Consider the following 14,648-nt stretch of genomic DNA (forward strand, 5'->3'; position numbering starts at 1 on the left):
CTTTATTCAGTTTTCAATGTGCAATTTTAATTTATATTGAACGCTCACAAGAGCATATCAATCTTTTTCTCATCAGATTAGATTATCCGAGTTTTCGGACAGTCTCCCCCGAAAAAAAAGTTTATAATAGTATAGACATTCAAAAGTTTTTTGAATTATTATATGAAAAAGAAAAATATTTTGGAGGAAGCGTATGTTAAAGATTGCAATCTGCGATGATAATACAGTTCAACTGCAGATCATTCAGGAGGAACTGAAGAAAAATATCGGCGAAGACCTTTCATATTCTGTAGATACTTTTGACGGTGAAACTGCTTTTGATAATATGCTACAGTCCGGTAGCTGCCCTTATAACATTGTTTTTATGGACATCGTTCTCGGTGACAAATCAACTTCAGGAATTGAACTTATACATAAAGTTAATTTTCTGAATCCGGCATGTCAGGTTATTTATATCAGTCAGTATCTGGAATTTGCAGCTGATGTTTATGATACACAGCATGTTTATTTTCTAAATAAAGACAGGATTTCTGAACTGCTCGGAAAGGCATTGACAGCTGCGCTGAAAAATATCTCACAGACTTCAAATGACAATTACTTATATTTCAATATCCGCAAAAAACAGTACAAGATTCCTCAAAACGATATCCTGTACATGGAGCGTAATCTCCGTGAAACCACGATCGTAACACGTACTGAAGAATTCAAAATCTCCGAGAAAATCGACCTGCTGCTCCAGCGGCTTCCGTCTTGTTTTGTTTCCTGCCACAGAAGTTACGCTGTAAACCTGAGACTTGTCAGTTCCATCCATCAGTATGCTGTGACTTTTCCAAACGGAAAATCCATTCCTGTCGGACGTACACACTACGCTGATGTGAAGAAATCTTTTGCTCTGATGAACAGCTATATAGGCTCATAAACAGAACAAAGCGGACAAGTCCGCTTCAAACTCCCTGAATCCCTCAATCTTTGAGGGACTTGTTACGCTTTGCGCGCCAGATGCAGTCTGCTTCAGCAGACACGTTCCTCATGCATCTGGTCGCATCCTCGCGGAGCGTTTTTATGTAATAGGAACATTACGGAGTAATTTCCTATTACATAAAAATACTCCCACAGGTCACACCTGCCGGAGTATTTTTCTTTTCTCTATTTATGCTTTTTTCTTTGATTTTTCGTATTTTTTCAGTTCTATCAGTGCCTTTTCTCCCTGTGGATAAAGTATGATAATATTAAATATAGTCATCAAGCCGATGCCCACATCTCCCAGATCCCATACAAAGGTATATGCGGCAAGTCCACCGATAAAAAGCATCACAAGTGCAAGAACTTTGTATGCTGTCTGCCATTTCCATTCATCGCCAAACAGATAGGCTACGTTACTCCTTGCATAAAACAGGATTCCAAGAAATGTTGAAAAACTGAACATAAACAATGTCGCCGCAATAAAAACAACTCCGAATTCTCCCAGATGATATTTCATGGCCGTCTGAAGAAGATCCATGCCGGAAAGCCCTGCTACCAGATCTTCCGGAGCAAGGAGCATGATAAATGCAGTACAGCTGCAGATCACAATTGTATCAATAAAAACACCCAGTGCCTGTACCAGCCCCGCTTTTACCGGACTGCTGCATTCTGCTGCTGCCGCCGCACATGGTGCAGAACCAGAACCTGCCTCATTTGAAAAAAGGCCTCTTTTTACTCCGTTCATAAGAACAGCCCCAAAGCCTCCTGCTGCTGCCTGTCTGATGCCAAATGCCTCCTGGAAAATTCTTGCAAAAACTCCCGAAAGACTTCCTATATTCATTATTATAATAATGACTGTAATTGCAAAATAAAGGACTGCCATCACAGGCACCAGAAGATCCAGAACTTTCACTGTCGCATTTCTACGAAGAACGATAACTGCTGCCAGTGCAACCAGTACTATAGTTGTATAAATCGGTGGAATTGAAAACGCATTTTTAAAAGAAGACACTACTGAGTTACTGATAACCTGGCTGATTCCACACCAGCAGATCAGGCCAGATATTGCAAACAGTACAGAAAGCACAACCTTTTTACGTTTTCTCCGCTGTTTTTCTTCCACATATGCATGAATATAATATGCAGGACCTCCATGGTAACCACCATACACAAGGTCTTTTTCTTTATATAGCTGTGCCAGAGTTGCTTCTATAAACGCTGTAGATGAACCAATCAGTGCTGTCACCCACATCCAGAAAACAGCACCAGCTCCACCTATCGAAACTGCCGCAACTACACCTACCAGATTTCCCATTCCAACCCGGGTTGCAGTGGACACGATCAGTGTCTGAAAAGATGACAGGCTGCTTTCGTTTTCTTTTTTCTCTACCAGAGCTTTCACCATATCCGGAAACAGACGTATCGGCAAAAAACGTGTCCGTATGGTAAAATAAATGCCTGTAGGTATCAGCAGGATGATCAGCAGTGATATTCCCAGGCTGTTCCCTCCAGGCAGGGGAATATGTATTAAATCTCCCCATAGAAATGAATAGATTTTTTCAATTAAAGTTACGATCATTACAAATATTTCCTCTCCCAATATTTATACATATAATATCTTATATCTGACAGGATTTCATACCTGACAGCTACGTATTCAGTATACCTGTGTCAGACTGTAAACACAAGCACTTTTGGGATTTAAAGGCCAATAACTTTAAATTCCTGAAAAACTTTTTCCACATTCAAAAAGGCACCCCATTTCTGAGATGCCTTTCGTCATATGTTCTGTCTCACTGCAGAGCAGCACGTTTTACCTGTGTCAGTGCCTTCGCAACCGCAGGTATGGAAATGATGATCACCGTGATGATTCCTTCTGCCAGAAGGTAGCTGTAGTTGTATACGATCGGGTATACAGCTGTCAGGGATTTCGGGAAGTTTTCCGGCATGTAGCTCATCCAGTAGAGATATCCGCCAAGTGCATGGAAAGCACCTCTGGCTATTACCGCCACTATGTATCCTTTCAGAAGTCCGTGGCTCTGTTTTGCAAAAAATCCTGCCACTCCAAGCGCAGCAAATGCAAGAATGTAGTCACAGCATACCTGGAAGAAAGACAACACATAAGGTTCCTGGATAAACTGCAGGATTCCGTAAGCAAGTCCTGCCATGATTCCTGTTCCCACACCGTACCAGTTGGCGATCAGGACAATAAACAGCATGCTGCAGAGTGTCACGCTTCCGCCCCATGGCAGTTTGAACAGTTTCAGATAAGAAGTAACAAAGGCAAGCGCGATCGCCACAGCGCAAAATACCAGCTGTCTTGTTGTCATTTTCTTCCTGTCTGAATTTTTGCCGGCAAAATAAATTGCAAGCAGAAACAGGATAATTCCTGCAATAATACTGACGGCATATCCGGCAGTTGTAAGTCCACCTTCTGTGTTTACCATAAACTTGAACATAAAAAGACCTCCCTCGTTTTCAATTGAAAATAATTTCAAGCAAAGCAATTATAATCGTCTTATCATTATTCGTCAATGTTGAATAATCTAATTAATTCCCAATGCTTCTTTTGCAAGCCTGTCTACCATATCATTATATTTATTGTTGGAATGACCTTTTACCTTGCGAAACTGAATATTTACTTTCTGCGATGCCTGTCTGTAAAAATCCCTGTACGCAATGGTACCCGGTTTGTTTGCTTTCCAGTCCCCGTTACACCAGCTTGCGATTCCCTGATAGTCATGATATATGATAATTGATGGAATCTCATGATCCAGTGCATACTGCATGGCTGCTTCGGAACCTTTGATCTCACCTGCTACATTGCGCATCTGTGCAAGTTCCGAATCTGTCATCTTATGTGAAAATTTTTCTTCTTTTCCGTCAATAAGAACCACCATTCCATAGGAAAATTCTTTTGTTGCTGCATGGTAACTTCCATCCACATAAATTTCCACAGCATCTTCTGCAATGCTGTATTCTTTATTTTCTCTGACTGTATCTGCATTTTTGCTGGTTCCGTCTGCTGTGATCCCCAGATATTCCTCTGCCTCTTCTTTTGTCCCGAAGCTTTTGTATATCGCTCCCGGGTATCCCATTACCTGTTTCTTACAGTCATCCCATGTCAGGAACATTCCTGTTTTTCGCCCTTGTTTTACCGCATAAAATTTCTTCTTTGCCATGTAGCCTCCTGGTTTTAATTTATCACCTCTGCCTTAGAAAAAAGGGGAGAGTTCGGAACTCTCCCTTCGCTTATCTGACTGTCTTCAGTTTCTCAGCTGTTTTTATTCTGCTACAGCGATTGCTTCTACTTCGCACAGAACGTTCTTCGGAAGCTGTTTTACAGCAACGCAGGAACGAGCCGGTTTGCTTGTGAAGTATTTTTCATAAATTGCATTGAATGCAGCGAAATCTGCCATATCAGCCAGGAAGCAGGTAGTCTTTACGACATTATCAAATCCAAGACCTGCTTCTTCAAGGATCGCTCCAACATTTTTGCAGGACAGCTCAGCCTGAGTTTCGATTGTTTCGCCTGCAACTTCCCCTGTTGCAGGATCTACCGGGATCTGTCCGGAAGCAAATACAAAATTTCCAACCATTTTAGCCTGAGAATATGGACCGATTGCTGCAGGTGCATTTTTTGTTTCAAGTGTTTTCATGACTAATTCCTCCATTTTTTATTGCTTTAAAAATAATTTTCTGTTTTTTTCATGATAACACTAAATTTTTGTTTAAGCAACAAAATTTCTTTGTATTATCATCAAATATTTTGTACTGTTTTTACTGTTCACTCCGTTCACAGCAATTTGGTCAAAATTCATCATACTTCGGCACTATATATATATATCGGAGCACCATTTTTTGAAAGCCGTTTTTGCCCTCATATACTCCGTTACACAGTAATTTCCTGAAACCTTCCAGTGTACGGTACTCGTAAACTTCCAGCTCCCGTCCGCCGAACCGTGCTTTCTGTAGAAGCATCACAACTCTCTTGTATTCTCCCTCTGAAATCATCGGCAGTTTCTCCGCTATCTCTTCCCACAGCTGCAACGGCTGTGTATAATCTCCGGTAATTCCTGCCAGCCCCATCAGACGTTTATACTCCATAATATAATTTTCCAGTTTTTCTTCTGTTGTGCCAGCTTCCTGTCTTCTGTTCCGGCACAGTTTAAGCCGTACACCCCTCAGTAATTCGAGTATCAGATAAATTCCAAGAAACAGGTACAAAAATAAAAGTACCACTGGTGGCATGTATTTAAGTATATCAGGCTTTGTTTTCCGTTTCTTTTCGCTGCCGGATTTGCCTCTCGTTCCTGAAGTATTTTCATCTTTTGTACTGAGTCCGTCATCTGATGATGAACTGATTTTATATGCAGGACGTCCCTGCACGATTTTGTCACTGTATGTCTCTACATAAAATCCTGGTACTACTTCCACTGGAAGCCAGCCTGCTCCGGCAACGTAAACTTCCACCCATGCATGTGCATCAGAAGATGTAAGTGTGATCTTTTTGCTCCCTGTATCTTTCATCTCCTGCGCTTCTGTTTCAGACAGATGATAACCTTCTACATATCTTGTAGGATACCCTGCTACTCTGTATGCCATAACTGCTGCTGATGCAAAGGATACGGCATTTCCCTTCCTGTAATCTGTAAGAAACCATCTGATAAAATCTTCTCCTGACGAAACAGCCTCCGGATTTTCTGTATATTCCAGATTCATACGAAGTTTCTGCCTGATAACAGTTGTCACCTGGCTGAAATCCGTTTTGTCGATTTCTTCATCTCCATAGAAAAATCCTGTCAGCACCGGTTTCAGCTCTGCATCTACAGTTTTATAATTATCTTCTGCAAATGAATGATATACAGATTCAGCTTTCAGATAGCTGATTTGATTTTTTTCAGTTGCGTTTTCCAGCCATTCAGCCGGATAAAAAGTTTCCGCAGACGGTGCCTCTGGCACCACCTGAAATGAATAAGAAGAGGCTCCAAAAAAAGCAGTTGAAAGTACATTCCAGTCTTTCTGGCTCTTTGTTCCGGATTTTTCCCATGAAACAACCTGTTCTGGAAGATACACATATTTTCTGTAAGCACCTGTGTTTTTCACAGAAATTTTTTCTGATGACTGAGAAATACCATTGTTCCTGGAAGTCAGCTCATCATATTTTTCATACTGTGCAGTCGGGCTGAATTCATTCTTATCAAGCCATGTGAGCATACCTGCATATTCATCCTGATAAGCCGGGGAAGCCAGCTCTGTCCAGTAATTTCCACCATATGTACCTCCGACAAAGCCCCGCAGATATAATTCTTCCGGCTGCTCCACAGTAATCTCCAGAGTTTCTTTATTACCTTTCAGAAGTCCTGATGCCTTTTTTAAGTTCCCCTGTGGCAGAGTATCCGAACCATATCTGAATTTATCAAACTCCTCTGCTACCTGTCTTTTCCATCTTTCAATTGACACCAGCTGATGATATCCTCCAACAGAAATAATCATTGCAGCTAACAGTGCTATCAATATAACTGAACAGATCGCGTCACCACTACCGAACCTTCGTTCCGGGGCACTGTAATAACTGAAAATCACCAGCATGCCTGCAAACAGCAATACACCGGCTGCCCACATACTGCTCAGTCCCAGAATGTACCCAAAGGCAAGAGGTGGGATACACCCCAGAAAGATTCCATAAAAACTCTTATTTCTCATCTGTCCGTCAAACCAGGACACAAGAACAACTCCTGCGAGTCCCCAGAGAAACAGAGATCCGATTCCTGCCCCACTTCCTACAGCAAGTTTCTGAAATTCTGTTCCGAAGCGAAAATTCCAAAGCTGAAGAAATATATCTGCGCTGTAGAGAAATCCCTGTATGATAAATGTAATTCCTGCAATAAAACAACCTGCACTTATGATATACAGAATCATTCTAAACCGTTCAGAGAGTTTTTCTGAATCTGACATTATATGCTGCAGTATCAGTACCAGAATTCCGGTTATTTCGGCTACTGCAAGACATCCATTCGAATATTCCAGATCCCTCAGTGCCAGAAGTATTCCGGTCAGGAGACACAGTATCAGTATTTTTTCCAGATATCCACTGTATCTGCGATCTGTATTCTTCTCGCTCAGAAGACTGATTTTTTTATAATTTTCTTTCATTATGCTATCCTTATATGACAATGCTGTGTAGCTTCTCCCGGTACTGTTCTGAGTCAACCGGTATTACGGAATATCCAGGCGTATCCACATAAGTACCCTCCATTCCCTGCGTGACTTTTATCACTGTGACATCTGCCTCACGGGAAAGCTGTTGAACTGCACCTTCCTCATATTCAGGTGTTATGTAAATTACTTTTGTATATTCATTTCTTCTGACCTGTCTGATGAAATGATAAATCACATCTCCGTTCTGCGTACTTTCTGTCACAGGTCTGCAGATCAGATTAAGGACCATCTGGTCATGTGTACTTCTGGAATTAACAGGTACTGTATAAAGTTCCCCCTCTATTACGCGACCCACATTATGTTCCATATTCATTTCCATCATACTGTAGCTTAAAGCGTCGGTAAGCGCCAGCACCGCATTATTTCTCTGGTTGGCTATCTGCTGACCGCTGCATATTTTCATAACATCATACAATATCAGAATATTATAGTTGAAAGGATATCCAAATTCACGAACCACAAGTTCATCAAACTTACTGGACAGTTTCCAGTGGACACTTCCCAGTGAATCACCCTCTGCATATTCCCTCAGACCTGACACTTCACTGACATCCTGTCCCTTACGCTCCTGATCATAATATTCGCCGAACGTCTGTGTTTCCGGTCTTCTTTCCAGTTCTGTAATAAGATGGATATCCGCCGGATAAACCAGGATTTCCATTGTCCTTCCTATCGTTTTTCGGATTTTCAAAAGTCCCGGAAGGTCATAAAAATCAGCATGTTTTACAGTTACCCAGACACTTCCACAGTCCTCAAGTTTAATAGGATACTGAAATTCCATCTTCCTTCCTCCTGATGGCTGAAGAAAAATTTCATGTTCTGTCTCCTCATTGTACATATTGTTCCTGACATTCACACTCAGTTTCACTGCACCTATTGGAAAAAAGCTTTGCTTTCTGATTCTCAGCACAAGTGGTATTGTATTTCGTACACGGCTGCTGTTTTGCATACTGCATTCTATCGTCAGTGAACTTACCGCCCCTGCGTGAATCAATGCCAGAACAACAGGCACAAGTATGAGACCGCCCATGAATACAAGTGCCTCTTTTCTGTTTGCAATGATATATACTGCCAGCATCACAGTTACTATTGTAATATACCATAATCGATGTTTTTTCATGAAACTTCTACCTTCTGCCAAGTGACGGAGCCTTAATACTGTCCAGAACTTTTTTCAGTATGTCTGCTGCCGTGATTCCTTCGATCTTCGCCTGTGGCCTCAATACAAGACGGTGGCAGCATACATCCTCAAAAACAGCCTGCACATCTTCGGGAATAACATAGTCTCTTTCTTTCAGAACTGCCCTGGCTTTTGCCATCTGAGCAAGTGCACTCGTACCTCGCGGACTTACTCCCAGTTCAACCATAGACTCCTGACGTGTTGCCTCACAAAGGTCAGCCATATAATAATAAATTTCATCGATAACTTTCACAGAATAGAGATAGCCCTGGATCGCTTTTACATCATCAACTGTCATCCTTGGGTGAACGATCTCCATATCTCCGATTCCATGTCTGTTTTTCAGAATCTCAACCTGGCTGTCCCGTCCCGGATATCCTATGCTTAACCGCACCATAAAACGGTCCATCTGCGATTCCGGAAGTGCCTGTGTGCCGGCTGCACCATAATGATTCTGCGTTGCTATACAGATAAATGGTTTCGGAAGTACATGAGTGATCCCGTCCACCGTAACACTGCCTTCCTCCATAACTTCCAGAAGAGCAGACTGGGTTTTAGGTGACGTACGGTTAATCTCATCACCCAGGAGAAGGTGGCAGTCTGCCGCACCTGGTTTATACTTGAGTTCTCCTGTATTTTTGTCATAGACGCTGAATCCTGTGATATCTGACGGCATGGTATCAGGTGTGAACTGTACTCGCTTATAGGAAAGTCCCAGTGCCCTGGAAAAAGCCAGCGCAAGAGTGGTTTTTCCGACACCCGGTGCATCTTCCAGAAGTACATGCCCTCCCGCATAAATTGCCATCAGCACTTTTTCTATAATTTCATCTTTACCAATAAAAACCTTCTTAACTTCTTTTATGATCTGTTCGGACTGTTCAATTATCATGATGCACCCTCCTTCGTGTTATTCTGTGCTGCTTCTGCCTGAGTTTCTGCATCTTTGTTTTCTTCTGTTTCGGGAACTTTTGTCACCTCCGGAGTAACAGCGGGGGGCTCTTCCGTTGTCTCTTCCTGACTTACTTCAGGCAAAGCCGTTGGTTCCGGCATAACAGTCGGTTCCGGGATCTGTTCCTGATTCTGATCACCGGGCTGCTCCTGTGCTTCCACACTTTCTGTTTCCTGCTGACTTTCAGCAGGAATCACAGTCAGCTCAGATATTTCTGTATTTTCTTCAACCTGCGGTACAGGCGTTAGTGTCAGCTCTTCTGAATCTTTTTGCGCTTCTTTCATCTCTTCTTCATATCTTTCCTTTGCTCCATCCGAAATAGAATCCAGAATACGAAAAGCCTCCTCCTGTCCCAACAGATCCGTCAGTTTCAGAAGATATGCCCTGTAAATTGAATCATCATCTTTCTGGCTGTTCGGCACAAGAAGACTGAAATTCTCCGGCATCGTACTAAGAGAAAATCCTCCCATCACAGGCGGCTCTGTGGCATTTACCACAAGAATATTCAAAACTGTACAGCCGTCAAATGCCCCTGCACCGATGGAAGTCACAGTTGCAGAAAGAAAAGAATCTGTAAGAGACGTACAGCCATTAAATGCTCCTGCTCCGATTTCTTCCAGATTTGAATATCTTCCCAGACTCCAGCTTGCAGAATTCTGCAGTGTGGTACAGCCTGCATAGGCATTCTCTCCAATACATTTCAGACCGCCAAATGCAGCTGCTGTTCCTCCTGTACGTATCAGATTCGGACAGTTACGAAAACAGTCTTTTGGATACTCTTCCACAGCTCCGTAAAAACTTACATATTTTAGATTATCACAATTCATAAAACATCCTTCACCAATGGAAGTCACATTTTTCGGAATTGATGGCTGTGCCAGAGAAGAACATTCAGAAAATGCATATGCCCCTATCGTTTTAAGGTTTGAATAGGAACTTGTGATCAACGTCCTCAGTTTTGAACAGCCATAAAATGCTCTGTCCTCAACAGCTTCAAGACTGCTTCTTGCTTTTGCAACCATGGCAACTGTACTCAGCTGCGTACAGCCTGCAAAGCATTCCTCACCCCATACTTTCACATCAGTACGGATATTTACTGCGTAATCGCCTTTCAGTGAGACACAGTTTTTGAATGCTCTTGTTCCGATCCTGTCGATCTGAGTATATACACCATTTATATTTGCGCCTAAATATACCTGTGTAAGATTCGGACAGTCCATAAAGGTTTCTTCGCCCCATTCAGGAATGGACCCCTGAATATCTATATAAATCAGATTCTGACAGCCTTTGAAGCAGCGGTCGCCCAGACTGACAGCCGTGTTATAACTTATTTTCAACTGTGTCAGTTTGTTGCAGCCGGCAAATGCATCGGCTTCAATCTGCACTGTATCTTCCGGAAGGACATATACTCCCTCCAGATCTGCTGAAGCACTGATCAATACTTTTCCTTCATCTGTTATTTTAAACATGACTCCCTGAATAATTTCCATTTTGTCATTAATTTCGCCCAGTATACCTGCTGTGGTGCCATCTCCATACACAGGATCCAGCACAGGTGTGTAGGCAGTCTGATACTCACTTACTTTTTCGTTATGCACCCAAATATGAAGAAAAGAAGGCAGACTCGAACCAAACACTTTTTCTCCTAAATCTACAACTTTTTCTCCCGGAAGCTGTACGATTGACAGATTCCTGCAGCCTTCAAAGCAGTAATCCGGCAGTTTTTGAAGCTCTTCAGGAAATTTAACAGTTGTCAGACTGGTACAGCCTTCAAAGGTGCCTTCACCCATCAGATTTAAAGCATTCAGGTTTCTGAGATCTATATTTTCCAGAGATGTACACTGTGCAAAAGCCTTGACTCCAATCATCCTAAGTGCACCGCTTCTTGCTGTAGCCTCTGAAAAAGTCACCTCTGCCAGCCTTCTGCAGCCATAAAAACAGTAGCGACTGACAGACTGAAGATTTCCATTGATTTTCACACTTGACAGCCCTGTGCAATTCTCAAAGCAGCCCTCTCCCATGATCTCAAGTTCATCCGGAAGTTCCATACTGCTGAGATTACGGCAGCTGTAAAAAGCCTGGCTTCCAAGTATGTGCAGATTATCAATATCTCCTGTCACCATCAGGCTGTCACAGCCATAAAATGCCCTGTCACCTATTTCTTCCACACCAGTCATATTGACTGTCATCAGATTTTCACAATTAAAGAATGCTTCCTGTCCTATGGTTTTTACTGACTCTGGCAGCCTGATATCTGATAACGCAGTACAGTTTCTGAAAGCTCCGCTACTCACCGTTGTAAGCTTCTGACAGTCCGAAAAATCAAAATATTTTATCTCTGTACAGTCCTCAAAACAGTTTTCTCCGATTTCCTGCATCTCAGTGGGAGACGGATCATAAATACCGGTCAGCTGGTTACAGCCTTTAAAAGCTTCTTTATAGTAAGCGATCGTATTCTCTTTGATATTTACCTGTTCACAATAATCTGTTGCCACATTCAGCAGTACATGGGTTCCGTCTTCGTTTGTTCCGTTAAGGATACCGTCCTCAAAAATAAAACTGTCAAATTCTTCCCCTGCTGTCATAAGTTCTGCGTTTTCAGGCAGTATGATTTTTTCGTCCTTAAAAAGTTCAGAGTTTTCTACAGCAACTGTCTCCAATGCAGTGCAGTACTCAAAGCAGTTCGATGATATACCACTTACTGAAGACGGTATATACACGATCTCCAGATTTTCACAACCTGCAAATGCATTCTCGGTAACAGCTGTAGTATTTTCTTTAATCTTGCAGGAAGTCCTTGTTTTCTGATACATCCTGATCAGTTTGTAACAAGTTTCTTTTCCTGATCTGATCTCCTGATATTTAACTCCGTCTTCATAAATATAGGAATCGGTCTCTGTATAAAGCAATTTCCCGGCAGTGCCCTCTCCGTATACAGGATCAAGTACTTCCGACCAGGAAGTCAGATAATCTTCATATGCGTTCTCATTTACATAAATCCGAATATCCGGTACTTTTATTCTCCTTCTGGGATCTCCAAATACTTTATCTGAAACAGTCACCTTATCCCCTGTCAGAGTAATTGTTTCAACTTCTGCCGGAAGGACAAGGCTTTCCTCCTGTAGTTCTGTAATACCACTGCCCAGAATAATATCGGTCAGCCCGTCACAGCCAGCCAGTGCGCCTGCTCCAATTGCTGTAACCGGAGCATCTATCGTTATCGACCCTTTTTTATCCTGAGGAACCCCTGCAAGTACATTTTGTTCTTTTTCATACACAAGTACCGGACCATTTTCCAGATATGTATACAAATCACTTTCGCCATTTTCGGAACCAAAAGTAATATTTTCGCATTCTCTTCCAAATGCAAACATATACGTTTTACATATGATGTCATAATCGGAATCCGGTACTGTTATTTTTCCTTTAAACCCGGTATCTCCTTTAAGTACCGGCGGATTTTCTCCTTCAAAATGGATTATCGCATCTTTTGAAAGTCCGCTGAAACAGCCTTCTTCCAGATATTTCACTGTATCCGGTATAGTCATTTCTTTACATCCAGATGGTATAGAAAGAAGTGTCCTGCCATCTTTGCTGTACATCAGCCCATCTTTAATAATGAAATCCTGAAAAGAAGTCAGATTGTCTTCCATCTCATATTCCGTAAGATCTGGAAGATTTTCAGTAATACTGTTTATATCAACTGTCTGTACACTCTGTGGGATTATGAGTTTCGTAACACCTTTATTTTTTTCCTTCAGGGCTATTTTTGTAACCCCCATCGGTACAGTGATCGTTGTATCTGTGCCTGTATATTTCTCAAATACCTGGTCACCTTTGTACTGAGACATATCATTATCATTCTGTGTCTCTCTGCGGATTTTGTAACCTTCCGGTACAGTTACCATTATATTGGCTACACTTCTGCCATTATTTCCCCAGTCATAGACCGGATAATAAACGTAACCTCTGCTGTCTTCTTTGACTCCATTAGCTACAAAAGAAAAACCTTCCAGCATTTTGGTCAGATATCCATCTGCGCCTTCCTCCAGGAAATCAACATTCTGATAACTTTCTCCAGAAGTCCAGTTTCTGAATACTTCCTTTATTTCTGTATTTCCCAGAATTGCTATCATGCGTCTGTGTATTTCCGTGAAATCCACTACACCTCCGCTGACAGGCTGACATTTCGCCGTGCCCGCAAGTGTCTGCAGAACTTCATAGGCCTCTTCTCCGATTGCAGTTTTCAGTGCTTTTCCCGGAAATGAAGTTATATAATATTTATCATCATTGGCAAAAGTAGCCATATAGTTTGGAAAAACAACGTACCCCAGCACTTTATAGGCAGCTCTGGCTGACTGCCCTCCATAGGTAAATACTGCTGTCGGATTTCCTGACTGATTCGTGGAAAAAGATACTCTGTATCCGTCCTTCCCTCCGCAGGAAAGTTCCTTTGTTACTGTTTTTCCCTTACTGTCTGTAAATGTGGCTGTAACCACTGCATCATCTGCCGAAAATTTATCCCCTCTGAAATAATATTCCTTTAAAATCCTGGCACTGATTGATTTCAGCTGCAATCCGTCATCTGTCACATATGGATCTCTTGGCTTCAGCGCCTCCGGAATCTGCGTTGGCACAGGAGTCGGTGTATTCGGAACAGGAGTTGGTGTATTTGAATTACTGTTGTCCGAATTGCTTCCTGGATTACTATTATTACTATTGCTTCCAGTATTCCCATTGGTTCCACTATTTTCTGTATTCCCATTGGTTCCGTTATTATCGTTTTTTCCGGTATTACTGTTACCATCATCATTTTTATCAGCTTTTTTGTTATTGTCAGTGCCTGAATCCCCGCTGTTGTTCCCTGCTCCGGAACCTCCGCTATTATTACTGTTTTCTGAATTCTGACGGTCGGTATTTTCAGTAGAAGCCGGATTCTGTGTATTTGTAAATTCAACGCCGTTTTTTTTATCGTTCTCTTTTGCAGGCTGGTTTTCATCTATAATACCGAGTGAATCCTTTGTTTCAGGCTGCTGTTTTTCTTCCTGTTCTTCTTCCTCAGTCTCCTCCTGAACCTGAATTGCCTGTTGTTCTTTGTTTCCTGATTCTTCTTCAGCGTTATTTATATTTTCGTCAGCAAGATCTACATCTTCTCCATTACCTGCCGTATAATCATAATCTGTAGTTTTGTGCCGGTTTTCATATTTTTCAAATTTTGCAGGATTAAACAGCGTTTCCAGTTCTGAAGCATTTCCAAGTGCCGTTGCTGCCACACCGAGCACTGCTGCACCTGTCACAGCTGTAATTACCTTCTTTTTGTTATTTCTGTTCATT

10 protein-coding genes are annotated in these 14,648 nt (G+C 42.0%); 2 read left to right on the plus strand and 8 right to left on the minus strand.

Going from position 1 to position 14,648, the window contains the following annotated elements:
- Together ACTNB8_RS11300 and ACTNB8_RS11305 are read left to right on the plus strand one after the other, a co-directional pair.
- Nucleotides 1–200: hypothetical protein (locus ACTNB8_RS11300; protein ID WP_441054728.1), on the plus strand; the 200-nt coding region annotated here is incomplete at its 5' end.
- Complete coding sequence (locus tag ACTNB8_RS11305) at nucleotides 194–919, plus strand: LytR/AlgR family response regulator transcription factor (protein ID WP_441054730.1); 726 nt, start codon at nucleotides 194–196, stop codon at nucleotides 917–919. The genes ACTNB8_RS11300 and ACTNB8_RS11305, both read left to right, overlap by 7 nt.
- 231 nt (nucleotides 920–1,150) lie before the next feature.
- On the opposite strand, the gene ACTNB8_RS11310 is transcribed toward ACTNB8_RS11305, so the two are convergent.
- The 8 genes from ACTNB8_RS11310 to ACTNB8_RS11345 all read right to left on the minus strand — a co-directional run bounded on the left by ACTNB8_RS11310 (nucleotide 1,151) and on the right by ACTNB8_RS11345 (nucleotide 14,647).
- Complete coding sequence (locus ACTNB8_RS11310; protein WP_441054732.1) at nucleotides 1,151–2,542, minus strand: alanine/glycine:cation symporter family protein; 1,392 nt, start codon at nucleotides 2,540–2,542, stop codon at nucleotides 1,151–1,153.
- 214 nt (nucleotides 2,543–2,756) lie between these two features.
- Complete coding sequence (locus ACTNB8_RS11315; protein ID WP_441054734.1) at nucleotides 2,757–3,422, minus strand: energy-coupled thiamine transporter ThiT; 666 nt, start codon at nucleotides 3,420–3,422, stop codon at nucleotides 2,757–2,759.
- An 87-nt stretch (nucleotides 3,423–3,509) separates the two neighbouring features.
- Nucleotides 3,510–4,145, minus strand: a complete 636-nt coding sequence (locus ACTNB8_RS11320) for a ribonuclease H1 domain-containing protein (protein WP_441054736.1) — start codon at nucleotides 4,143–4,145, stop codon at nucleotides 3,510–3,512.
- Between the two features lie 102 nt (nucleotides 4,146–4,247).
- A complete protein-coding gene (locus ACTNB8_RS11325; protein WP_441054738.1) occupies nucleotides 4,248–4,622 on the minus strand; it encodes a RidA family protein in 375 nt (124 codons plus the stop codon).
- Between the two features lie 151 nt (nucleotides 4,623–4,773).
- Nucleotides 4,774–7,119, minus strand: a complete 2,346-nt coding sequence (locus ACTNB8_RS11330) for a transglutaminase domain-containing protein (RefSeq protein ID WP_441054740.1) — start codon at nucleotides 7,117–7,119, stop codon at nucleotides 4,774–4,776.
- Between the two features lie 10 nt (nucleotides 7,120–7,129).
- A complete protein-coding gene (locus ACTNB8_RS11335) occupies nucleotides 7,130–8,305 on the minus strand; it encodes a DUF58 domain-containing protein (protein ID WP_441054742.1) in 1,176 nt (391 codons plus the stop codon).
- Between the two features lie 7 nt (nucleotides 8,306–8,312).
- Nucleotides 8,313–9,254, minus strand: coding sequence for an AAA family ATPase (locus ACTNB8_RS11340; protein ID WP_441054744.1), 942 nt, complete (start codon nucleotides 9,252–9,254; stop codon nucleotides 8,313–8,315).
- The gene (locus tag ACTNB8_RS11345) at nucleotides 9,251–14,647 is read right to left on the minus strand and encodes a leucine-rich repeat protein (RefSeq protein ID WP_441054746.1); all 5,397 of its coding nucleotides are present in this window, start codon (nucleotides 14,645–14,647) and stop codon (nucleotides 9,251–9,253) included. The genes ACTNB8_RS11340 and ACTNB8_RS11345 overlap by 4 nt, the downstream gene beginning before the upstream one ends.
- Between the last annotated feature and the right edge of the window lies 1 nt (nucleotide 14,648).

Origin of the sequence: Blautia sp. HCP28S3_G10 (assembly GCF_052065235.1) — a bacterium.
In the GTDB taxonomy this organism is placed as follows: Bacteria; Bacillota; Clostridia; order Lachnospirales; family Lachnospiraceae; genus Blautia_A.